This is a genomic window from Pseudoalteromonas ulvae UL12 (genome assembly GCF_014925405.1).
GTDB lineage: Bacteria > Pseudomonadota > Gammaproteobacteria > Enterobacterales > Alteromonadaceae > Pseudoalteromonas > Pseudoalteromonas ulvae.
In genome coordinates this window covers 123,925-147,469 of the sequence record NZ_AQHJ01000027.1, presented here as the reverse complement: position 1 = coordinate 147,469, position 23,545 = coordinate 123,925, and the positions used below count along the sequence as shown (strand labels likewise).

The 23,545-nt window shown below is 39.9% G+C and carries 17 protein-coding genes and 1 other RNA gene; 11 read left to right on the top strand and 7 right to left on the bottom strand.

Annotated features, from left to right (window positions below; genetic code table 11):
• The first annotated feature begins 11 nt into the window (after positions 1 to 11).
• The 3 genes from accA to PULV_RS08735 are packed head-to-tail and all read left to right on the top strand — an operon-like array spanning position 12 to position 2,650.
• Positions 12 to 968 (top strand): acetyl-CoA carboxylase carboxyl transferase subunit alpha, encoded by a 957-nt coding sequence (accA, locus tag PULV_RS08745; RefSeq protein WP_086743703.1) that lies wholly within the window; start codon positions 12 to 14, stop codon positions 966 to 968.
• Positions 969 to 1,000: 32 nt separating this feature from the next.
• The gene (gene tilS, locus PULV_RS08740; RefSeq protein WP_193331487.1) at positions 1,001 to 2,305 is read left to right on the top strand and encodes a tRNA lysidine(34) synthetase TilS; all 1,305 of its coding nucleotides are present in this window, start codon (positions 1,001 to 1,003) and stop codon (positions 2,303 to 2,305) included.
• A gap of 3 nt (positions 2,306 to 2,308) precedes the next feature.
• Complete coding sequence (locus tag PULV_RS08735; RefSeq protein WP_086743701.1) at positions 2,309 to 2,650, top strand: hypothetical protein; 342 nt, start codon at positions 2,309 to 2,311, stop codon at positions 2,648 to 2,650.
• 38 nt (positions 2,651 to 2,688) lie between these two features.
• Here the strand turns inward: PULV_RS08735 and PULV_RS08730 are convergent, their stop codons facing one another.
• A complete protein-coding gene (locus PULV_RS08730) occupies positions 2,689 to 3,585 on the bottom strand; it encodes a GGDEF domain-containing protein (protein ID WP_086743700.1) in 897 nt (298 codons plus the stop codon).
• Between the two features lie 238 nt (positions 3,586 to 3,823).
• On the opposite strand from PULV_RS08730, the gene PULV_RS08725 reads away from it, so the two are divergent.
• Complete coding sequence (locus PULV_RS08725) at positions 3,824 to 5,794, top strand: monovalent cation:proton antiporter family protein (RefSeq protein ID WP_086743699.1); 1,971 nt, start codon at positions 3,824 to 3,826, stop codon at positions 5,792 to 5,794.
• Between the two features lie 29 nt (positions 5,795 to 5,823).
• On the opposite strand, the gene PULV_RS08720 is transcribed toward PULV_RS08725, so the two are convergent.
• Positions 5,824 to 6,969, bottom strand: a complete 1,146-nt coding sequence (locus PULV_RS08720) for a patatin-like phospholipase family protein (protein WP_086743698.1) — start codon at positions 6,967 to 6,969, stop codon at positions 5,824 to 5,826.
• An 80-nt stretch (positions 6,970 to 7,049) separates the two neighbouring features.
• Between PULV_RS08720 and PULV_RS08715 the strand changes: the two genes are divergently transcribed.
• A complete protein-coding gene (locus PULV_RS08715; protein ID WP_193331486.1) occupies positions 7,050 to 7,940 on the top strand; it encodes a DUF3014 domain-containing protein in 891 nt (296 codons plus the stop codon).
• A gap of 98 nt (positions 7,941 to 8,038) precedes the next feature.
• An RNA gene (gene ffs / locus PULV_RS08710) (signal recognition particle sRNA small type) lies at positions 8,039 to 8,135 on the top strand.
• Positions 8,136 to 8,476: 341 nt separating this feature from the next.
• Here the strand turns inward: ffs and PULV_RS08705 are convergent.
• The gene (locus tag PULV_RS08705) at positions 8,477 to 9,139 is read right to left on the bottom strand and encodes an NAD-dependent epimerase/dehydratase family protein (RefSeq protein ID WP_086743696.1); all 663 of its coding nucleotides are present in this window, start codon (positions 9,137 to 9,139) and stop codon (positions 8,477 to 8,479) included.
• Between the two features lie 272 nt (positions 9,140 to 9,411).
• Between PULV_RS08705 and PULV_RS08700 the strand changes: the two genes are divergently transcribed.
• The 4 genes from PULV_RS08700 to PULV_RS08685 all read left to right on the top strand — a co-directional run bounded on the left by PULV_RS08700 (position 9,412) and on the right by PULV_RS08685 (position 12,140).
• Positions 9,412 to 9,870: a hypothetical protein gene (locus tag PULV_RS08700; RefSeq protein ID WP_193331485.1), complete on the top strand. Its 459-nt coding sequence runs from the start codon at positions 9,412 to 9,414 to the stop codon at positions 9,868 to 9,870.
• A gap of 16 nt (positions 9,871 to 9,886) precedes the next feature.
• Positions 9,887 to 10,204, top strand: coding sequence for a hypothetical protein (locus PULV_RS08695; RefSeq protein ID WP_193331484.1), 318 nt, complete (start codon positions 9,887 to 9,889; stop codon positions 10,202 to 10,204).
• Between the two features lie 92 nt (positions 10,205 to 10,296).
• The gene (locus PULV_RS08690) at positions 10,297 to 11,547 is read left to right on the top strand and encodes a DEAD/DEAH box helicase (RefSeq protein ID WP_086743693.1); all 1,251 of its coding nucleotides are present in this window, start codon (positions 10,297 to 10,299) and stop codon (positions 11,545 to 11,547) included.
• A 347-nt stretch (positions 11,548 to 11,894) separates the two neighbouring features.
• The gene (locus PULV_RS08685; RefSeq protein WP_086743692.1) at positions 11,895 to 12,140 is read left to right on the top strand and encodes a hypothetical protein; all 246 of its coding nucleotides are present in this window, start codon (positions 11,895 to 11,897) and stop codon (positions 12,138 to 12,140) included.
• A 45-nt stretch (positions 12,141 to 12,185) separates the two neighbouring features.
• Here PULV_RS08685 and PULV_RS08680 read toward each other — a convergent pair whose 3' ends face one another.
• The gene (locus PULV_RS08680) at positions 12,186 to 13,679 is read right to left on the bottom strand and encodes an alanine/glycine:cation symporter family protein (protein ID WP_193331483.1); all 1,494 of its coding nucleotides are present in this window, start codon (positions 13,677 to 13,679) and stop codon (positions 12,186 to 12,188) included.
• Positions 13,680 to 14,335: 656 nt separating this feature from the next.
• On the opposite strand from PULV_RS08680, the gene PULV_RS08675 reads away from it, so the two are divergent.
• Positions 14,336 to 19,138, top strand: coding sequence for an Ig-like domain-containing protein (locus PULV_RS08675; protein ID WP_193331482.1), 4,803 nt, complete (start codon positions 14,336 to 14,338; stop codon positions 19,136 to 19,138).
• A gap of 256 nt (positions 19,139 to 19,394) precedes the next feature.
• Here PULV_RS08675 and PULV_RS08670 read toward each other — a convergent pair whose 3' ends face one another.
• From PULV_RS08670 to PULV_RS08660, 3 genes are read right to left on the bottom strand one after another with little or no spacing between them, the layout of a single operon-like run.
• Positions 19,395 to 19,781, bottom strand: a complete 387-nt coding sequence (locus PULV_RS08670; protein WP_193331481.1) for a diacylglycerol kinase — start codon at positions 19,779 to 19,781, stop codon at positions 19,395 to 19,397.
• Between the two features lie 12 nt (positions 19,782 to 19,793).
• A complete protein-coding gene (locus PULV_RS08665) occupies positions 19,794 to 21,422 on the bottom strand; it encodes a phosphoethanolamine transferase (protein ID WP_193331480.1) in 1,629 nt (542 codons plus the stop codon).
• Positions 21,423 to 21,424: 2 nt separating this feature from the next.
• Positions 21,425 to 23,380 carry an LTA synthase family protein gene (locus PULV_RS08660; RefSeq protein WP_193331479.1) on the bottom strand — a complete coding sequence of 652 codons (1,956 nt, stop codon included), beginning with the start codon at positions 23,378 to 23,380 and terminating at the stop codon, positions 21,425 to 21,427.
• Positions 23,381 to 23,545: the final 165 nt, after the last annotated feature.

The window sequence follows — 23,545 nt, the reverse complement described above, 5'->3', positions numbered from 1 at the left end:
TAGTTTAGAGCATGAGTCTCAATTATCTGGACTTTGAGCTTCCAGTTGCAGAACTAGAAGCGAAAATTGAAGAACTGAAAAATGTTGGTCGTACAGGGTCGTTGGACTTGGGCCTTGAAGATGAAGTGAATCGCTTGAAAGAAAAGAGCGTTGAACTGACTGAAAAAATCTTCTCTGGTTTAGGTGCATGGCAAGTGTCACAACTTGCTCGTCATCCGTTACGTCCTTATACCCGTGATTATATTAATCGTATTTTTACCGAGTTTGATGAACTCGCAGGTGATCGTACTTTCGCCAATGATCCGGCTATTTTAGGTGGTATTGCTCGCTTAGATGGTCAGCCAGTGATGGTAATTGGTCAACAAAAAGGTCGTGACACTGCTGAGAAAATTAAACGTAATTTTGGTATGCCAAAGCCAGAAGGGTACCGCAAAGCGTTACGTTTGATGGAAATGGCTGAGCGTTTTAACATGCCAATCATTACATTTATTGACACTCCAGGTGCTTACCCGGGTGTGGGCGCTGAAGAACGTGGTCAAAGTGAAGCGATAGCGCGTAACTTAAAAGTAATGGCATCATTAAAAGTGCCGACTATCTGTACTGTTATTGGTGAAGGTGGTTCGGGTGGTGCGTTAGCTATTGGTGTGGGTGACCGTGTGAACATGTTGCAATACAGCACATACTCGGTTATTTCTCCTGAGGGTTGTGCGTCTATTTTGTGGAAAAGTGCTGATAAAGCACCATTAGCTGCAGAAGCGATGGGCGTAACAGCTCAGCGTGTGAAAGAGCTTGATTTAATTAATTCGATTATCGAAGAGCCATTAGGTGGCGCGCATCGTAATTATGATGCGATTGCTAAATCACTTAAAGCACAAATCAAGCGTGACTTATCTGAGCTGCAAGAGCTCAGTACCGAAGAAATGCTTGACCAACGTTACCAAAGACTAATGTCCTTTGGTTACTGTTAAGTTGAAAGGGCCGCGTTAAGCGGCTTTTTTGTATGCGTTCCCATTATTTATATCAAACAGTCTTTGCACAGCTTCGCACGTTGAAGGGCTCTGTTACGGTTGCGTTATCGGGTGGGGTAGACTCGATTGTGCTGCTGCATATTGTCGCTGAGTGCCAGTTGCAACTGCCCGAGCTATCAATTAAAGCATTGCATGTAAATCATGGTTTGAGTGAGCACGCGATGATTTGGCAGCAGTTTTGTCAAGATACTTGCCAGCGCCTTAATGTGCCTTTTATCTGTCAGCAAGTTGATGTAGTACGTAAAAATCGCCAGTCCCTTGAAGCGATAGCGCGTGAGCAACGCTACCAAGCCTTTGCAACACATACAGATCCAGACAGCATCATTTTATTGGGTCAGCATCAAGATGATCAGGTCGAAACGTTTTTTCTGCATTTGAAAAGAGGTTCAGGTTTAGCTGGGTTGTCGGCGATGGCTATGGAAACTCCTTTTGTTGATGGCAGGCGGTTAATTCGCCCATTTTTGCATACATCTCGTAATGACATTGAAGCATTTTGTAAGCAGTATTCGTTGCAGCATATAGAAGATGAATCAAACGCCGATATAGCCTTTGATCGCAACTTTTTACGTCACCAAATTTTACCATTATTAAATCAACGTTTTACCGGATTCGATCACTGCGTCGCACGCAGTGCGCAGTTGTTATCTGAACAGCAGCAGTTAATTGATGAGATCTCTGCATCGGACTATGCCGATGTGGCTGATGGGCATGAGCTAAGTATTAATGCCTTACTGAACCTCAGTGACATCCGTCAACGGAATGTGTTTCGCTATTGGCTTAATCAATATGATTTTTTGATGCCATCAAAAGCGCTCACCGAGCAAGTTTTTTCGCAGCTCTCGAGCACAAAAACAGATGCCAGCCTGACGATTAAGTTAAGTCATGGTTTATTGCGACGGTATAATCAGAAGTTATATTTAGTTCGTCCAGAAGCCGAATTAGCGGATCAGAGTCTTGCTACAAACCAGCATAACTTAGCTGATGGTCGCACGTTACACTGGCTACAAGGTCAGGGTATTCGCGCAGCTTTTCCTCACGAAGTGGTGAGCGTACAGTTTGCCAATATGAAAGCCTTGATTAAACCAAGCAATAAGCCAGGCCGTAATACAGTGAAACATTGGCTAAAAGATGTCAAAGTGCCCAGTTGGCAGCGCGACAGAGTGCCACTCATCTTTTACAATCACGAGCTAGTGCAAATTGTTGGTTATTTTATCAGTGAATTACATCAATCATCTGAGGGTGGTAAGTGGATCATTGATGATGCAAAGAGAAATTAGAACATGAAAAATTCTGCGCAAGTTGGACAGTCCATTATCGCTCAAGCTCACTTTGGCTGTTTATTAACAATGAGTTTGTTGGGTGTGATCCTATTGACTGAAGGTTTGACAACAGCCTTGCTGTTGTTAAGTGGTACCGCAGGTGCCTTGTGTGCTGCGTTTTTATTATTGTATTGGAAAGGAAAAGGGGGCGTTTTCTTTGTGCTCGCGTTAATTTGCCCTTTGTTATTAATAATATTTGCTCAATTACCCACTTTTTTAGCGCTTGCAGAATTGGTGATAGGTTATTTCTGCGCGCTTTCTGTGGTGCTGGTGATTGTTGGGCAATATCAAAAAAGAGCCTAACGAAGACTCTTTTTAAATGAAATAATGCTGAGGTTGACTTAAATTGCGAAGCTACAATCTCGGCCGTTATTTTTAGCTTTATATAACGCTTTATCGGCCCGTTCAAAAATCATTGCGTTATCGTCTTTGGTTTGTGCGAGTGTAAAACCAATACTCGTTGTTACTTTGTGCTGGCTAAGCAACAAGTCTTTATGCACAGCTCCTTGAATACGTTTTGCTAAGATGTTTGAAACAGATTTATTATCATCATCGACTAAAATTGCGAATTCATCCCCACCAAATCGGAAAATGGTGTCTGTTCCACGGACGCTGAATCCCAAAAGATCTGAAAAGCGGCGTAGTACTTGATCACCGACTTGATGACCGTGATCATCGTTGACGGTTTTAAAGTTATCTAAGTCGAGTAGCATCAACCCAAAGCTACGATGATGGCGACGAGTGCGCTCAAGCTTACGATTGAGACTGTCATCAAAATGACTTCGGTTGCCTAATCCTGTTAAGGCATCTTTTGTCGCTAGTTTTTTGACGCGATGGAATAACAAAGCATTGCGCAGTGGGTAAACCAGCACAGTATGCAGCTTTTGAAGTTGCTCTTTAATTAACGACGTAATAGGTTGCTTGGTGAAATAAATTAACTGGCCTAATCGTTCTTCATCAACCTCAAGATCAAAGGCGACTGTTTGCCCTTTACGTTTTGAGCCTGACATTTCGACCACACCTTCAGTGCAGTGAAATTGCAAGCTCAAGACTGGCAGAATTTTTGCTGCTTCTATTGAAAAAATATTAATAATTTTGTTTAGCTCTAATGTTTTTTGCAATTGCGATACTAAATTATGCGCTTGCTCTATGGTATTAGGGCGGTAAAGATCGGCCGAAAGGGGCAAAAAATCACCTCGGCTAGATGCTCGTTGTGCTAATACATGTACATTTTCCACAATTAAGTCCTTACAACATTATTTCTGACCTAAATTAAGCAAAATTGATACCAAATTTTGAAACTAGAATTAAAACAATTGCTTGCTATATTTAATGCGTACCTTTGTTTTTAAGTGTCAACTTTTTAACGTGACCCCAATGGGATCGGCATGTGTGCAGGGGTTAAGGTATTTCGAGTAAGTAATAACAACATATAAAAACAGCTCTGAATGAAAGCTGAATCGCGAGGAGAGTCAATTGCAGGGGATTTTTAGTGAGATATTTAGCTTACTTGCTATTGCTGTTGTCTTAGTTTGGCTTTTTAAGCGGCTAAATTTACCACCTATTTTAGCGTACTTGAGTGCCGGCGTATTAGCGGGTCCTCATGCGTTGGGCTGGATCAATGATTATCAAGAAATCCATTTAGTCGCTGAGTTTGGAATCGTCTTTTTACTATTTAGTTTAGGGTTAGAGTTTTCAATACCTAAGCTAATGGCGATGCGGCACATAGTTTTTGGGATCGGCACAGCTCAAGTGCTGATTACATCCGGTGTCATCATCGCGGTTGTCTTATTTTATAACGCTGATTTTCCGACAGCTTTTAGTATTGGTACCTTGCTAGCGTTGTCTTCTACCGCAATTGTGGTTAAGCAATTGAGCGAATCCGGAGAGCTTCATACGCGCCGAGGGCAGCTGGCGATAGGTATTTTGCTGTTTCAAGATATTGCTGTTGTGCCCTTACTGATTGCCATTCCCTTACTTGGTGGGGGGACAGAACAGAACTTACTGTTGGCGTTAGCTTTGGCATTAACGAAAGGGGCCTTTGTGTGTGCCTTGCTGTGGGCTGTAGGTAAGTGGTTACTACCTAGGTTATTTAATGAAGTTGCACAACTGCGAACTGATGAATTATTTGTATTAACGACTTTGCTGGTGACTTTATTTGCAGCGGGTTTGACGCATGTGTTTGGCTTATCCATGGCATTAGGGGCATTTCTGGCAGGAATTATGTTAGGCGAAAGCCAATATCGGCATCAGTTAGAAGCCGATATTCGGCCTTTTCGCGATATATTGATGGGCTTATTTTTTGTCACTGTGGGCATGCAGCTAGATATGGCATATGTGGTGTATAACGCTTATTGGATAATCTTAGCTGTTGTCGGTTTAATTTTAGGCAAAACTATTTTAATTAAACAAGTCGCCCATGCAATGGGTGAAACGACGAGAGATGCTTGGTCGGCTGGCTTAATGTTGTGTCAGATGGGCGAGTTTGGTTTTGTGTTGATTGCGCTGGCGTTACAGCATCAATTAATCGAATCGTCTTATGCATCGTTGTTAATTTCTATTGGGGTGTTATCAATGGCGCTTACACCTTATCTAATCGATCATAATCAGAGCCTTGCCAAAAAGTTGTCACGAGGGAGTTCATCTTCTGATACTTATCATGCAGCTCCGACTTTTTCATCAAGTTTGAGTAATCATGTGGTGATTTGTGGTTTTGGTCGTGTTGGACAAACAGTCGCGAGGTTTTTAAAAACAGAAGCAATTCCGTACATTGCCCTTGATATTGATCCTATCAGAGTCAGAGAAGCACAAGCTGCAGGTGAAAATGTGCAATTTGGCCATGTCCGCCAAAAAGATATTTTGAATGCTGCGCAAGTATCAAAAAGTCGCTTAGTGATTATCACGTTTGCCGATTATAACAAGGCCATGAGCATTGTCAGTGTGATCAGACAATTATCAGATGATGTGAAAATACTGGTCAGAATGCGAGACGATCAACACTTAACTGAACTAAAAGACGCAGGTGTGACTGAGGTGGTGCCCGAATCACTTGAAGCGAGTTTAATGCTGGTATCTCATGTTTTGTTTATGTCGGGCGTGCCGGTGATGCGTATTTTAAGACGAGTGCAGCAAGAGCGTAAAAACAGATATGGGATCTTGCATGGTTATTTCCCCGGTGAAAATACTGACTTGAGTGCACAAGCGATTGGTCGCTTAGAGTATATGCATGCAATTGCTATCACCGATGATGCATTTGCCGTGAATAAATCATTAGGTGAACTCAATATTGAAAAACGCCGCGTCGAAGTAATGGGACTAAGACGGGATGACAATGAAATTGAACACCCAACGGCCGATACCGTCCTCATTGCACAAGACATATTGATTATTCGAGGAAAACCAAGGCAAGTTGAACGTATTGAGCGTTATCTACTCGAAGGAGGCTAGAGTACTGCGTTGGTTATACTCATCTTCTTTTAAGGCAGCGACAAAAAATGCTTAATTTCGTCTTGCTTTGCTAAACCATCTTTATAGCCTATTTCTATTAAATGTCGGGTATAAGCTTTTTCGAATAACAAATAACTCACCAAACTGGATTCTGAGTGTTTTTTGACCCCTATCATTCTCAATAATGTTTTGATTGCAATTGGCAAATCTTGATAATGCTGGTTGGCAATGGCATTAAAATTTTCTGATGGGTTAATTACATAAGTTTCAACACGCTTAAGCTCTTGATGCTTTTCTCTGGAGGGGAGAAGCGAAACAGTGCGATTGACTCGCTCGAGACGTTCAATATCAGCGCGTAAAGTATCAGAAAAAATAGTATCAAGTAAGTGACCTGCAATCGTTGAAATACCTGGATACTGTGGTTGAAAGCCAAAATATTTAGTATCGCTGGGTTGATCGACACCAATGATAAAAATTTTATTTGCCCCAAGGTGGATAGGCGGGCTTAATGGTGCGTGTTGGTGGATTGACCCATCGCCAAAGTACCCTTTACGTATTTTTATACTGGGAAACACCATAGGAATGGCACTTGATGCCATTAAATGCTCAATATTTATAGTCGTATTCTCACCTCTGCGCTTAGCGCGTTGCCAAGGGAGAATGTTATTGGCCTGAAAAAATGCCACCGAATCGCCACTTGAGTAACTTGACGCTGTAATTGATAAGGCTTTGAGGTGCCCTAAACTAATGTTGCGGTCTATCCTTTGTAAATCAAGTACATGCTTTAACAGACCTCTCAGAGGTTCGTTATCAAACAAACTGGCAGGCGGATGGTTAATATAATCAGATTGAAAACTTGATAACATATTACCAATAATATGACCAAAAACAGTGATGAAGTCGGTACGATAAACCTGATTTGTACTGAAATTACGCCAGACCCATTCTAATTTTTTGACACCCAGATGAAAGCAAGATGCGTAACAAGATAAGGCTGTCGCATTAATTGCCCCTGCCGAAGTACCATTTATAATCTTAAAAGGAGAGGGAGAGTTGCGAGGCAGGGTGCTGGCTATAGCTTTTAAAACACCAACTTGATAAGCTGCGCGAGCACCCCCACCCGTTAACAGTAGGGCAGTATGTTGGCTTGCTGTGTGTGAGTGATTTTTATACATAGTTATTGTTGACTATCTCTTTTATTGTTTTTAATTTAGAAGATGTTGAATTAAAAAGAAATTACTTTTCTTGTGAGTACATGATGTCAGAAACTAACCAGACTACAACAACAAAACGTACCTTCTATAGTTTAGCTTTAGTTGCCGTTTTAGCAGTGCTGATTTTTGCAAGTGTTAACCTTTATTTAAGCATGCAGCAACAGGCGGCACAATTAACTCATAGTGTAGCCCCGAATGAGGCAATCATTGAGCCACCAGTCCCTGAAAAACAGATCGTAGAAAATAAAGACGAATCGAATTCTTTACCTGAATACACAAAAATGGAAGCTCCGCAGGCCGCTGAACCTAACGTTTCGATCGACGTTCCTGCGATAATCATTCCGCCACTAGATGAAAGTGACATTAAGATCAAACAAGTGCTCACCGAATTTTATACTCCGCAATTACTGAACTTGATTGTCAATGATGACATTGTTCGTCGTGTGGTGGTCTTTGTCGATAACCTTGCACAAGGCAAGTTAGCACAAAAACATACACCATTTATTAAACCTTTAGAGCCCTTTACTGCGATTGAAGAGGATATCCTCACAATTTCGCCGCAAAGTTATCAACGCTACGACCCTTATGTGGATTTATTTGTACAGATCCCACCAAAGCAAGCTGTAGCACTTTATCAACAATATAGCGTGTTGTTTGATGAGGCATATCAAGAAATAGGTTATCCAGATAAATCATTCACAGGGACGATGCGAGAAGCGATTGATTTGATATTGGCAACACCGGTTGTCACAGGTAATGTACCCTTAATTGCCCAATCGGTGACTTACAAGTTTGCTTATTCAGAATGGGAACAACTTCCCGCCGCGCAAAAACAGCTGTTGCGGATGGGGCCAAGAAATCTGAAAAAACTCAAAGCAGCACTTAAACTCATTAAGCAAGAATTGCCTCCAGAGCAACAAGTTGAGCGATAACTGTGCAGTTGAACGTGAATTGTCAATTTATCCTTGTACTGGGCAGATAAAATAGCGATAATCTGCCCCGCGTCTAACAAGACCCACTATGGTGGTCTTATTGGTCCTCTCGCAACAATAGCAGGTGAATTTGGTCAGGCCCGGAAGGGAGCAGCCACAGCGTGTGATTTGTGTGCCGGGATGTGGCTGGTAAGGCTGCCACCCAAATCCTACTTTATTTTTTCTAAATACGTTTAAAGCTAGCCCGCCATATAAATCAGCAAAACATATAGAAATTAAATCTAAAAATAAAATAACCCCTATAAAATTGCTTTCTGTGATTTCTGGCAGTATGCGTTACCAATGTTTGATATGTCTCTGACAGAAATCATCGGCATCACAGTAGGTTTCAACTAAGTTATTCACGCTCATTACTTTTGATTTAATCACTCTTGTTCGAATGTTCGAATGTTCGAATGTTCGAATGTTCGGATCTGGGAACGAGCTTTTAGTTCCTTCGTTTTTAAAATTTCTTATCCGAAGTTAAGGTAAGTAAGTTAATTATTCGGTGTATCAAACAAATCACTTAGCTTGAAATATTCAACTTTAGGGCCTGATTGTGAGGTTATGAATAGCATTTTTTTCGCGACTTGATGACCCGCTATTGGTCGATATTTTCTCAATCCTGGCAACTTACAGACAAAAGGTAAAAAATAACTGCCTAGCGATTCAGCAAAACGCGAGTCATTCGCGCGTTTACCGAGTAATAAAGATGGTTGCAAAATACTGATCCGCTGAAAAGGTAAATTCAGAACCTGTTGCTCAAGCTCGCCCTTCATTTTTAAGTAAGCGCTACGGCTAGTTACATTGGCGCCGCTTGAAGAAACAAGCACATAATGCGTTAGGCCATGATTGGCGGCTAACTTAGCCGCATTGAACTGATACTCTAAGTCCACTTTTCGTTGTGCGGCGATAGTACCGGCAATTTTTTTCGTGGTGCCTAAACACGAAAAAAGTACATCACCATGAAATAACTCTGTGTAATTGTTGAGTTGATCAAAGTCAACGACATGATTGGTCACTTTATCAGATGAGTTAGCAACGGGCCGACGAGTGAGCGTGACTATTTTTTTGTAGTTGTCATGGCTAATTAATTGCTCGACTAAAGCAGAGCCCACTAAACCACTTGCACCAAGTACAATCGCTATTTTATCAGTCATAACTGAAACCTTTTTTAAATGGATGCTGCTGAGCGTTTGTTATCGAGTGATTGTTGACGAGATAAAGTTCTAAAACAACCTTTATCATGGTTTGGATCATATAAGCGTGGTTAGCTTTCAGTAATTGTACATTCTAAGTCATAGGGTTAACACTTCAGCGAGTAAGTTGAAGGAAAGGAAATGGCTAAATAGAAAGTTAGCTTCTTCTTGTTTCTAATTTCTATTTACGGCAAGCTTAAGTACTGATTGTATTAAAATTGATAGAGGGTGTTGTGCGAATAAAACAGCGCTGTGCACTGTTGTTTGGGCTCGTTTTGAGCCTAATGATGCAAGGGTGTGCATACAAATGGGTGGCTAAGTATGATGCTGCCTTGGTGGTTGAAACATTAGTTGTTGCCAAACAAGTGGATCGTTTTTATGGTCATCTTATCGAGAGTCCGCACTCTCACCGTCCGTATGAGAATTATAAAACGGAATATATTGATATAGAAGTGAATTTACGAAGCTTAATGCTACAGCATAAAACTCGCTCTCTTAATGATGAGTCAATAGCAATCGCACAAATTACCCTTGATAAATGGCTTAAATATAAGCAGGCTCACCAAGAAAAAGATAGCTATAAAACAGTATTAGCAAACAATCATCGTGCACGCATGACACGCTTATTTACTGCGATGGTTGTAGCCGAAGAAGCCAAAAATATGTATCAAGATCAATCTAGTGATGAATAAGTAAAAGGAATAAATAATGAGTTTTGATAGCTATCAAGTTATGAATGATATGCTTGTTGCGATGCAAACATCGCTTGCTGATGATTGGCAAGAAGCATCAGGATATGCGCAGCAGTTGTTAATCCAGCACAAAGAGATGATGTTTGAATTAGCAAAGCTCAGATTAGAAGGAGAACTCACAGAGCAAGAGTTACAAAATGAACTGATCGATGAACAAGAAACGATCGCGGCTGAATTATTGGCATTACAGGTGATAGGGAAAGCATCTGCCCAGCGAGCAGCTCAGGCTGCAATGAATGTGTTGATCCGCGCCGTACGCACGGCAATGATTTAAAATGGCTAAATAGCTTATTTGCGGAAATTTAAATTGGTATAAATAGTTAAGCTGAGAGATAATAGGGGATTATTCGCAATAGATGTACGCTCATGACAATTTTTCCAAAACTCGGCCTTAACGATACACTTCAAGCTAATGTGGCTGCATTAGGTTATAAAACACCCACTTATATTCAAGAACAGTCGATTGGTGCCGTGCTCTCAGGTGCGGATACTTACGCTATTGCGCCAACAGGCACAGGAAAAACTGCTGCATATTTGTTGCCTACTTTGCAAGAACTTAGCCGTACAGATAACAGTGCCGAGCAAGTTCGGCCTATTCGTGCGTTATTTTTAGTGCCTACTCGAGAGCTCGCTCAGCAAGTTGAAGAATCTATCAACCAGTATGGTAAAGGACTAGGTCTGCGCACTATCAGTGTATTTGGTGGTGTGCGTATTCCGTCGCAAGTAAATCGTTTTAAACGCGGCGCTGATATTGTGGTTGCCACACCAAAGCGCTTAGTTGACTTAATTAAACTAAAAGCATTTTCGTTAGATCAAATCCAACATTTTGTGATGGATGAAGCTGATCGTTTAGTGAGCATGGGGATTGTCAATGAGTTACGTGCCATTATGGCGGCTTTGCCAGCTAAGCGTCAGGTGATTCTCTTTTCGGCAACAGACTCTAAAGCATTACAAAAATTCAGCGATGCGAACCAAAATCATGTCAAAGTGATCAAGACAGATGATGTACAGCCTGCACTTGATAAAATTATCCACACTATGTACCGCTGTTTTCGTGATCATAAACCTGAAAATTTGCTTACGCTTATCAAAATGGTCAACTTCGATCGTGCATTAATCTTTGCGCGCACTAAAAAAGATGTTGAGTTTTTAACCACATTACTTAATGAAAAAGGGCACAAAAGTGTCGGGATCCACAATGAAGTCCCGCAAAAGCAGCGCCAAGAGATCTTAAAGCAATTTAAAGATCATGAAGTCACTTTTTTAGTTGCAACCGATATTGTCTCGCGTGGGGTTGATATTGCGCAGTTGTATTATGTCATCAATTACGATTTACCAGTCAATGCAAATGATTATATTCACCGCGCGGGACGAACTGCTCGTACGGCAACCAGTTTGTCGACTAATAAGACGTCAGACGAAGACAAAAAAGTAAAGCAGTCGATTTCACAGCAAATTACCGCAGAACGGTTTGGTTTCAAAAAACCAGAGCAGGTCAAAACTAAAGATATTCATGGCCATATTTTCTCATTGGTAAGTGCTGAGCAAGAACCGATTATTGAACGTATTAGTCAAGCTATTGGTAAAGAAATGAAAGTTGAATGGCACTCTTGGTAATCTGCGCGAAATCGCATTCGTTATAGCGAATACCTAAGTGTTAAAAAGCCTTGAATGACGCCATTCAAGGCTTTTTGTTTTTAACGGGACAAGCCCTCACTAGAAGTTAAAAGTTAAAAGCAGAGATGATATTGAACGTTACTTTTAAATAACACGATACCGAGCAATCTTCGCTGATGGTGTGAGTAAAGGCAGTCAAATCATCCCCAGAGCATGTTGCCGTTAAGATGAAGATGAGTACAAGAGCAACACTCAGGTTTAAAAGGGAGTTAACTGATTGAATAGTTGCTGTCAGGGGCAATTTACATAACAATAAAGGCAAGTAAGTGCGTTATTGAGGAAACCCTGTGTCAGACCATCCATTATTACCCGACAACAATGCAGCAGAGCTTATTTCACATTTACAGCAAAAGCTGAAAAGCCACCAAGCAAAACAAGCTGCCCTTGAGGAAGAAGTGTCAGCGTTTCAATTAGTCAGCAATATTCCACTTGAACAAGAATCAGCGTTGACTGAGCAGGATAAACAGGCGGTTGTTGATATGTTAAAAGCCATCGAATATGGTGAAATTGATGGGGTGACACGATTAAAGTAAATGGGCATTTTTTCGCGTTGTGCTCAACAGCGGGTTGAGCCTGATTTAGTGTGGATTATCTGTATGAACATAACGTAGCTGATAACGGTGTAAATCTTGTTTTATTTGCGGTGCCAGTAGATACAAACCGATAATATTGGCGATGGCCATCGAGAAAAACATTGAATCAGAGATGGCGATCACAGACTCTAAGCTGACAGAGGCACCGACGGCGGTAAACAAACAAAATATGAGTTTATAACTGATATCTTTGAACTTACTGTGACCCACTATAAACCCCCAAGCAATGGAGCCATAATACGCCCAAGAAATCATGGTCGAAATGGCAAACAACAGCACCGCAAGACTGAGTAAATACGGAAACCAACTAATAACACTGGCAAAAGCCCGAGAAGTCAGTGCAACGCCATCAATCCCATCAACGGACGTGTAAGCACCCGTAATGACAATCACCAAAGCAGTAATAGTACAAATAACAACGGTATCTATAAAGGGCTCGAGTAACGCAACGTATCCTTCTCTGATTGGTTCTTTTGTAGCGGCAGTAGCATGGGCAATCGACGCAGCACCCACACCCGCTTCGCTAGAAAACGTCGCGCGCTTAAAACCTTGGATAATGACACCAATAATACCACCTGCCACGCCTTCAGCCACAAACGCCCCCTGAAAGATAAGTGAAATAGCATGCGGTATTTTTTCAATGTGCCAAATTAATATAAACAGCGCAGCGCAAAGGTACAAACCGGCCATAAGAGGCACTACTTTTTCGGTGACTTTGGCGATACTTTTAATACCACCAATAATAACAAACCCAATAATACAAGCGAGGATTGACCCAAATAACCATCCTTTGTCGCTAAAAAAGTGTGGTTCAGTCCCAATAGCAACAGAAAATTGCATAAATGCTTGATTAGATTGCAACATGTTACTGCCACACAGGGAGGCTATGACGCAACATACAGCAAAAAAATAGGCTAATACTTTACCTGTTTTGCGAAAACCTAACTGTGCTAAACCATCTCGAAGATAAAACATTGGACCACCATAAACCTGGCCTGTGGAATCAATTGTCCGGTATTTGACCCCTAAACTACATTCCAGGAATTTTGTCGACATGCCCAATAACCCAGCGATAATCATCCAAAATGTTGCCCCAGGTCCGCCAATAGAAACGGCAATTGCGACACCTGCAATGTTGCCAAGACCTACTGTCCCCGATAAAGCTGTGGTTAATGCCTGAAAGTGGCTCACTTCGCCAGGATCATTAGGATCAGAAAAGTCCCCTCGAATGACCTTAATTGCATGAGCCACTCCTTTGAAGTTTAAAAAGCCAAAATACAGAGTAAATATAGTAGCAGCGGCAATGAGCCAAAGAACGATTAATGGAACAGGGGTGTCTGCAATTGGAACTGAATAGAAAATGATGCGAGTAAATAAATCTGCAATAGGTGAAAGCGCTTGATTGATCGTATTGTCGATGGATACTGTTTGGGATTGAAAATGGCTAAAGCTAAGTAGAAACAGGAATAATTTAGACATATGGTCACCAATCTTTTTATTATTGTGCAGTGCGTGTTTTGCAAATTAGTTGAATGGATATTAACAGTTGTTAGATAAATATGCAGTTTATTCATTGTGCCAATGGCAGAATCTTTATGCAGCTCGTTTATGGCAATAAATCTCGCACACTATGACTCGAATAAATTCAGTTTGTCGAGGATGTTTCTTTGTAGTTTTTGATTATCAAAAGAGTTTGGTTTGTAGGGTAAATCAAAATAGAGTTTAAGCATGATCATTATCAAGGTAGTGATTTAGTAGTACAGAAAAGTAACACTACCGGAGACATAAAATCGCTACTCAAAAATAAGCAAAAACATAAGTCTTTGTTTTTTTAAAATTAATTTTACTTTATTGTATTGAAGTTGCAAAAAATTCAAGCACCTCTCTGATATAAACTGAGTCACTCTCTCAGCACTATATTTATTTAGGGAGTGCATTTTATATGTAACAAAAATAGTTGGTTGTAAAATGTACGTTCTACTTTAAATCACTCAATATCGTCGCGATTCAAAAATAATTAATAATTAAGAAAGACTGGGTTGTATTTATTTCATACAAAACGATGTATAATTAATACGTTTGTATTAAATATGTACCCCTCTCACTGATAATATAGCGATAAATTGGAGTTCGGCATGAAATTAAAAAGATTAACTTGTGGTGTTTTATTGGCTCTGGGAAGCCAAGTCGAAGCGAGTGAAGTCTGTAACAGTGAAGTTTATGGCGTCAATCTTAATGCAGGTTCAAGTGTTGTTAAATTAAGCCCATCAACAGGGCAATTTGACTTACATTCAAATGTGTTACAACACTCTGATGCCCTTGCTTATCAAGCTTCAACTGATCGTCTTTATTATGTGACCAAGCCTGTTGATGGCAAACCGCGCCTTGTTTATGTCGACATGGTTTCAAAACAACATGTTGAAGTAGCGCCAACCACAGGCACCTATCGTTTAGCATTTTCTCCTGATGACCAAGTTTTATGGGCTTCTTCTGGTGATTCAGTGTTTAATATTAATGTAAACGATGGCTCAATCAGTAATAAAACAACCTTAACAGGCTTTGCAACTGCAGCTGATAAGCTGTGGGGAGACATTGTTTTTATCAATGACACCTTGCACATTGTTACCAATAAAAAGTTATTTGCGGTTGATTTAACGACAGGTACTGTGCGTGAAGTCGGTATGCATAACCTTAAAGTCACGGGCTCTACTGTTGATAGTAACGGTCAGTTACTGGTATCAAGTAATGCAGGAAACAATAAAACAGACTTATATACGCTTGATTTATTAAATGCGAATCCCTCTTTGCTCAGTACCGTTAATTACCGTGTTAATGACTTGGCGACTCGTACTATTAGCCAACCCGATTGTGTCGACTTGCAAAATAATGTTTCGTCAATCGAAGCTATCAAAAATAATTCTCCGGAAGGGGATGTCTTGCATGCGCGAGTGCACTTTGAGCAATCGCTAACCAGCAACACTGTCACTTATTTAAATATTGAAAGTGCATCGGCGCAAAAAAATATCGATTTTGACCGTTTTGTCGAGTTATCGTTTGATAACGGTCAATCATGGAGTAGCGTAAAAAATATTTCGTCAATTTCTAGCACAGACTTGAGTAAAGGGTCGACGCATTTTGACATTCGCATTCACTCATTCAAAGATAGTGCCATTGAAGGTAATGAGAACTTTATTCTTGAAGCATGGGCTGAAGGCCAGCAAGACAAAAAATCAAGAGTACTGACAATCGTAGACGCTAACAGCCAACGCCCTGAAATTAGCCTTGTTGAACTCAACACTGAAAGCATTCCTGAAGGTGTGTACATGGTTGCCGATGTCACCTTATCTGAGGTTGTTGAGGCTGAATTTGACCATTACATCAAACTAGAGACCAATAATGAAAATCCAGCACTCAGCGCGCTGTTTAATGATTTTGGTTCTGAAATTGAAATCAGTTTTAACCGAGGGATTTCATGGCGAGCTATCGGCTCTGTAGGTGAGCAAATTAGAGCGCGTATTTATGAAGGTGTCTCAGAATATAAATTAAGAGTGAAAGTTGCTGATGACTCAACTGATGAGAGTGCTGAAACAGCCTCAATTTCAATATCAGAATCAAGCGATGGGCTTTTTGCAATCGAGCGTGCTTTTACAATTAATGATGCAATCAGAAGTTGCTTACCCAAAGTGATGTACACCATTGCCCTTCCTAATCCTTTTAGTGAAGATGGTTATATGGATTTTGAGGTTGGCTATCGCTCAGAAGCAAAGTGTGATGGGCAATACAAATTTGAGCTAGTTGAAACCAGTATTTCTTATGTTGATAAAGCCAAAAAAGGCATCGACTTTAGTAACTTAGTCGATATTAAAGATATCAATGCCGATGAGTTTGAATTGTTCTCTGTTGATGCTAGCGGTGTTGTAACGATTGATGTCCCTAAAGGTTCTGCTGGCTTTGTTGTGCGTGTATTTGGTAAGCCTGATGATTTAACTGAAGGACCAGAAGAATTCTCTCTTTACACCTGGGCCTCTCCTGATAAGTCAGATTTATTTATTAAGGATATTACTATTTTAGATGGAGATAATATCACTCCATCTCCATTACCGAGTGTTTCTCGCCTTTCTATTAATCCAAATCCTGCGGCTGAAGGGCAAGTCGCTCGTATTACTATTTCGCTAGAAAAAGAAACAAGCATTGCAGACAGTATTGTTAATGTAAAATTTGATGATATTGATGCCATAAATGGTGTCGATTATAATAATATTGCATTAGTAAGCTTTGATAATGGTGCGAATTGGCAAAGTGTTGATTTGAAATCACAAACCGCGTTGCTATTACCGCAAGGCACTCAAACGGTACTACTCGATGTAACTACTAATCTCGATACTGACTCAGAGCAAACAGAATACACCTTATTTTCTGCATGGGGTCAAGACGATCAAAGTGATTACTCAAGCCAACAATTAAGCATCACTGATAAAACGACAGCGACATTATCACTTGATAGTATCAGCGGTAATGTTGTAGAAGGTGAGCAGGTAGAGCTTCGGATCAGCTTAAATCAAGCTCTGAGTAAAGATGCTGATGTGCGGGTAGACATACTTGATGGTACCGCTATCAACATCGACGACTTTATGGCGATTGAACATACCTTTACCTTCACTGCCGGCCAAACTGACTATCGTTTTTTCATTCCTACTTTTGATGATTCAGATTTAGAAGACGTTGAATTTTTTGATGTAAAAGTGACTGGGACTCGACATGTTTCTGGTTCACAAACTTTACGTGTATTTATTAACGATAACGAGCAAGCACCTGCCATGCAGCAAGTTCGTGCAGTTGAAGCTTCAGTAAAAGAAGGCGATGCTGCAAGCTTTGCGGTTTCTTTAACTCACGCGATTAATTCTCCAACATTAGTGAACCTAAGTCTTGAAGGGGATACCGCACAATTATCAAATGACTTTTTAGCTAATGTTGAAATCAGCGTTGATGGTGGTGTGACTTGGATTACTAGCACTTTACCAAATGTTGTTGAAGTACCCGCTCAGGTATCAGAGTTTTTAGTTAAAGTTGCTACAGTGCGTGATACTGAACGAGAGTCAGCGGAAGAATTTAAGTTACAAGCTTGGACGACTCCAACCGCTTCTGATATTACACAAGCCATCGGTACTATTACTGATAATGGTGCTCCAAATGCATCTCAGGATGTAGCTGAAGTCAATGAAGACAGCTTAGCGAATAACATTGATGTACTGAGCAATGATACCGATCCAGAAAATGACCCATTAACAGTCGCCAGTGCAAACTCTGCAGAGGGCGCTGTGCAGATCAATTCAAATGGCACGTTGAATTTCCAGCCAAACTCAAACTTTAATGGGATTGCGACTATTACTTATAGCGTTGTTGATGAGTTCGGTGGTGAAGATACAAGCTATGTATCTGTCAATGTGATACCAGTAAATGATGCTCCTACGGCACGTCCTGATGTCGCAAAAGTGGCGGAAGACAGCCCAGGAATAGTGATTGTCGTGTTGGCCAATGATGAAGATATTGATAACGATCCGCTCTCAGTGACTCAAGCTTCTGCAAATAATGGCACGGTGAAAATTGAGGCAGATGGCACGCTATTTTACACGCCAAAGAGTAACTTCAGCGGCGAAGATACGATTACTTATACGGTATCAGATGGCAAAGGTGCAACCGCTTCTACAACCGTTAAGGTAACCGTAGATGACCAAAATGACGCGCCAACGGCAACACCATTTACCGCAATTGTTGATGAAGATAGTGACAACAATGTCATCAATGTATCAGCTTATTTAGATGATTCAGATAATGATACGTTAACCTTATCGAGTCCAGCAGCAAATAATGGCACTGTCACGATTATTAATAATGAACAGTTAAGCTACACACCAAAGCCAGGTTTTGTTGGACAAGATACAATTACTTATACTGTAAGTGATGGGCAAGGCGGCACTGCACAAGGTGTGATTACCATGACAGTTAAAAATGTCAATGATGCACCAACGGCACAACCCAAAGCAGTCGAGGTATTAGAAAACAGTCAAGGTAATGCCATCTCATTATCTGATGTATTAGCTGATGCTGATAACGATGCGTTAACTGTATCAAATCCGAATGCACAGCATGGTTCAGTAACTTGGCAAAATGACCAATTAGTTTATACGCCACAAGCAAGCTATTCAGGTGCAGATAAAATCAGCTATACAGTTTCTGATGGAAAAGGTGGCAGTGTACAAGGATATGTAGATGTTACAGTTAAACCTATCAATGCAACCGTTTCACTGATTGCTCTAACTGGAAATAGTATTGATGAAGGAGCCGAGGCAACCTACAAAATAGTGTTGAACCAAGCAATTTCAAATGATGCGTCAATTGAAGTTAAGGTAAATAATGGCTCAGCACGAAGAGGCAGTGATTATAGCTTTACTAATACAACAATGACTGTTCCGGCTGGACAAACATTTATTCAGTTTAATGTTCCAACTATCAACGATTCAACGCATGAAGAATCAGAAACTTACACAGTGAGCATTTCAGCTAAAACGAATGCGGTTGGTAATGCACAATTACAAACAGTGATTTTAGATAATGATTGTGTGCCAGCTGAATACACGCGTATTAACTATCGTTATATTAGAGAAGACGCTGGTTGGAATAATGACTGGGGTATCAAAGTTGATGGTAGTTACAAAAAGTTACTCGATGAAGGTGGTGCGGCAGGTTCGTTTGATGTGCCACTAGATAAAACCATTACCTATGTACTGGCACGTAATGGTAATGCTAACAATTTAACAACTGACTTCCGCTGGAGTGGTACAGAGCAGCAATGGGAAGATACCGCAGGTGGAGACGGTGATTACAATGATTTTATCGTTGACGTCACCACCACGAAAGTATCTTATGGTTGTAAATAACACATTGTTTGTTTTGTAACCTATTTTAAAAAGCCAGTGATTGTCACTGGCTTTTTTGTTTTAGGACGAGACATATCTATACAGCAATGGGTGGACATTAAAGATTAGAACTATGAAATTACAGTTTGAAACTACGACATTAAAATTCGAGATTTTTTGCGTAGTTTACCTTTGGGTCTAACAAGGTTTTGCCCCAAAACGAGTTTAGGCGACGGTCGCAAATGAGCGATAAGCGATCATTGAGATTGGATAAATTTTAAAAATAACCAATATAGCTTATAAATACAGAAATCCAGACGAATGAACTTATCAATAGCGCAATTAATACTGCTGCGGAGCCTAAATCTTTAGCGAGACCTGACAATGGATGAATCTCTAAGCCAACTCTGTCTATTGTTGCTTCTATTGCTGTATTAACAACCTCTGCGAATATCACAAATAAAACAGAGATTAGTAGCATGGCCTTTTCGTAAATACCTATCTGCCAAATCGAAATAATAATTAGCGATAAAGCGAGTAAAAAAAGCTCTTGTTTAAAAGCAGCTTCATTTTTAGCAAGCCAATTAAATGCACGCTGTGAATTTTTAAAAGCTAAAACTACTCGATTAATACCTGACGGCTTATTTGCACTATCAAATTGCATTGGAAACTCTCTTTATAGACTTAGGGCCTTACAGGCGTTAAAAATATCGTATTCAGGTTGGTATTGACTGCTGCTTACTTGAGTTAAGCCAAGTAAAGTGTCAAAAATATTGTCGTGTGAAAATACTTTTGAGCGTTGTAACTCAATACAATCATTAAATTTAGAGTTAGCGAGTTTATTACTCCAAAAAATCATTGGAATATGGGTTTGCTCGATTGGTGCTAATGCATAAGGAAACCCATGAAGGTATAAGCCTTTTTCACCAAGTGACTCACCGTGATCTGACACATACAAGAGTGATTTTTCCATTTCGTTACTTGCTTGTAATACTCTTATCAACTGGCTTAACACCTTGTCTGTGTATGCGATAGTATTATCATATGTGTTTGTTAGTTCAGTTGTACTACAGTTCTGAATATCGCTTCGAGAGCAATCAGGTTTAAACAAACTTTCGTGTTCAGGGTAACGACGATAATAAGTTGGTCCATGTGAACCTATCATATGTAGAACAACCAATTTATGTTTAGCGTTACTAGTCGCTATCTTGTCTGCTAGTTTCGTAACTAATATTTCATCAAAACAGTAATGACCATCACATAACGGATGTTCTTTATTCGGCTCAATGTTGTCTGACTTGATGCGAGCACACACTCCTTTACAGCTGCTGTTATTATCAATCCATGTTACTTCAACACCACTACGTTGAATAATGTCTAGAGCATTTTCTTGACTACTAGCAAGCCGAGAATCATATTCTTTGCGCTTCAGTCGTGAAAACATACAGGGGACTGAAATAGCCGTCGCCGTTCCACACGATGAAACATCACTAAAATACTTTACGCCTAACTTGGGAGTATAAGCATTCGTTGCTCTACTATAGCCTTGTAGTGAAAAGTTAGCCGCCCGAGCTGTTTCCCCGACAACCATTACAGTTAGCGAAGTGCTCGTTTTATTTTTTAAAGTGGGCAAATTATCGAGTACCTTGAAAGGTAATGGTGGATAAAAGTAATTATCCCTCAAGTATTTATAACCCGCTGTATAGAATGAAAACGGGGTGATATAACTTGTTAGCTGTCGGTTGTTGCGGCCAACAGAAGCGTACTCTTTGTAAAAGGGTACAGCGATTAAGGCACAACAGAGCAAAGCTGATAGATTTAGCTTCGTAAAACTTTTTAAACGTACTCTAAAACTCCCAATAATTGTGAACTTGGAAAATAAGTAAGTAGGTACAACCCCCAATAAAAAAATAAATAACACAAGCTGAAAGTTTAAGTATGAAAATGCTTCACCTGAATTTGTTTCAACAATATTTTGTAACATGCTCTTGTCAAAAATAACGCCATAATTAAGTGTTGAATAAAACAACAATGAGCAAACTAAAACATTAAATAGAAGTATAGCTTTAACAAAAGTAATTAAGGACAACCAACTTAAAACTAAAACAGTCAATGAGAAAAGCAATATAGGGATCGACGCGATAAAAAGCCAATTTATATGCCCTGACTGTGTTGTAGCCATAAAAGTATTGTATAAAAACAAGCCATTAAATGCGATAACGATATACATTGAAACTAAGCAAACAAATTGGCTGTAACTTACTTGCCAAGACGAAATACAAAATCTTTTAAAAGCAATTTTCATAGTTACTCCTTATCACTACTTTTTTCAGCTAATCGATAAAGCTGCTCGGTGTAAGCTAAGTTGCTAAATAACACATGAGCGAGTGCTTTTTCAGCCAACGTTTGATCAACGTTTAGCTGTTCATTTTTTTCTTGTATTTTGGTTTGTTTGTTATAGCGCCAATAGCTGGTTTGTTGATTTGGCATTAGGATGACAGCGCGATCATTTTCTAGGTATGCAAAATTGTCGTAGTACTGCATCATTGCGCGTTCAACTGGATAACTTTTAGTCAGATCAAAGCCCAGCATAGGGGTTGCTTGGTCAATTCCTAAAAGTGACAACAAAGTAACAGGTAGATCAATTTGACTAACGAGTCTTGGATCACGTTTGCTTTTCATATCGCTGTTTAAAATAACAGCCGGTATATGAAAAGACTTCAAAGGGACAGGTTCAGAGCCAAAAACACGCACATCATGGTCTGCCACAACCAAAAATACGGTGTTTTCCCAGTAAGACTGTGTTTTTGCTTTATTTATAAATTTCCCTAGTGCGTAATCGGCATACTTAATTGCAAGGTCGCGTTTATAGTTTTCAGGATCATGCCCTGTAGGTAGCGATACTTTGCCTTGTGGTATATCAAACGGATCGTGGTTACTAGAAGTAAATACAAGACTAAAAAATGGCTCTGTCGAATTACTTAATTTAGTCAGTTCTTTATCTGCTTGATTAAATAAGTCCTCATCACTGACCCCCCAAGAGGAGATAAACTGGGGATTGTCAATATGGTTAATATCAACAATATCGTTAAACCCGTTTCCTAGGAAAAAGCTTTTCATATTGTCAAAATGGCTTTCACCGCCGTAGATAAACTGTGTTTTGTAACCTTCTTGGCTCAATACATCCGCTAGTGAAAAAAAGTTATGTTGTGATTTAGATAGTTTAACTACTGAGCGAGATGGTGATGGTGTAAAACCTGTGGTAATTGCTTCAATACCTCTTACAGAGCGCGTGCCCGTAGCATAAAGGTTGTCAAACCCCCACCCTTGTTGATATAGCTTATCAAGTTCAGGCGTAATATCTAACCCACCAAGTTCTCCAACAAATCGGGCTCCTAAACTTTCCTCAAGTATTATAACTAAGTTTTTTTTAACACCAGACACAAAAGGCTTGTTGTGCGCCAAGGTTGGAATATTTCCAGCGACAAACTGTTTTCGATAAGAAGCCTTTTTGACCGTATCTATAATTTGTTGACGAGGCATTGTGCCATACAAATTACTGGCACTTTTTTCGTTACCCATGTTTTTCAGCGCAAACGCAACACTGTAAGTGGAGTTAAGAACAAGTGAGTTTACTAGTGAATCTTGAGAAAAATAGACTAATGCAGGGTTAAGCGGTCGGTGATTTAATGTACCTCTAGCAGCAAATAAGCAGATTATTAAAGCAGCCATTAGAATGGATAAATTGGATGCTTTTTTCAGTGACTGTGGTTGTGTGAATGCTCTACATAAAAGGCGATAGCTATAAACGCTTGTTAACGAGGCCAAAAGCAATGTACTTAGCATTGCAAAAAGATGGCCATGCACTAACATTGAGAAGACTTCTTGTGGGTAATCAAGGTATTCAATATATAATCGGTTAGGCCTTACATCATATTGATTGATGAATGCAGGTGTTGATGCTTCAACAATAACAACTACAGTTACAACGCTGCTACCGTAAAGTGTAAAAATACGCTGGAACAGCTCTGTTTTAGGGCGTGCAAGTACATGCAGTATCAGTATAAAAACCCCAATAGTTGCTAAGTATCCAATGCTACTTAAGTCTATTCTGATTGCTCCTGATATGACCGGCCAGATATCACCATCATTTAATCTTGAATTTTGCCAAAACAATAAAGCAATGCGGGAAGTTATAAAGATTGATATCAATATAAGAATAAAACGAAACAAGGGTTTTAAAACGGAAGTATTTGCTGTCATAGTTGTGCTCGACCTTAATAATTGCAGCAATACTAAAAACCGAAACTTAAGAAATCCTGAGTCTAAACTTAATATTGGCTAAACTATGGAAACTTAAGCAAGTCTTAAGTAAAACTTAAGCTATATGGCGTAACCTAATGATGAAGATGCATTTCAGGTGAATGA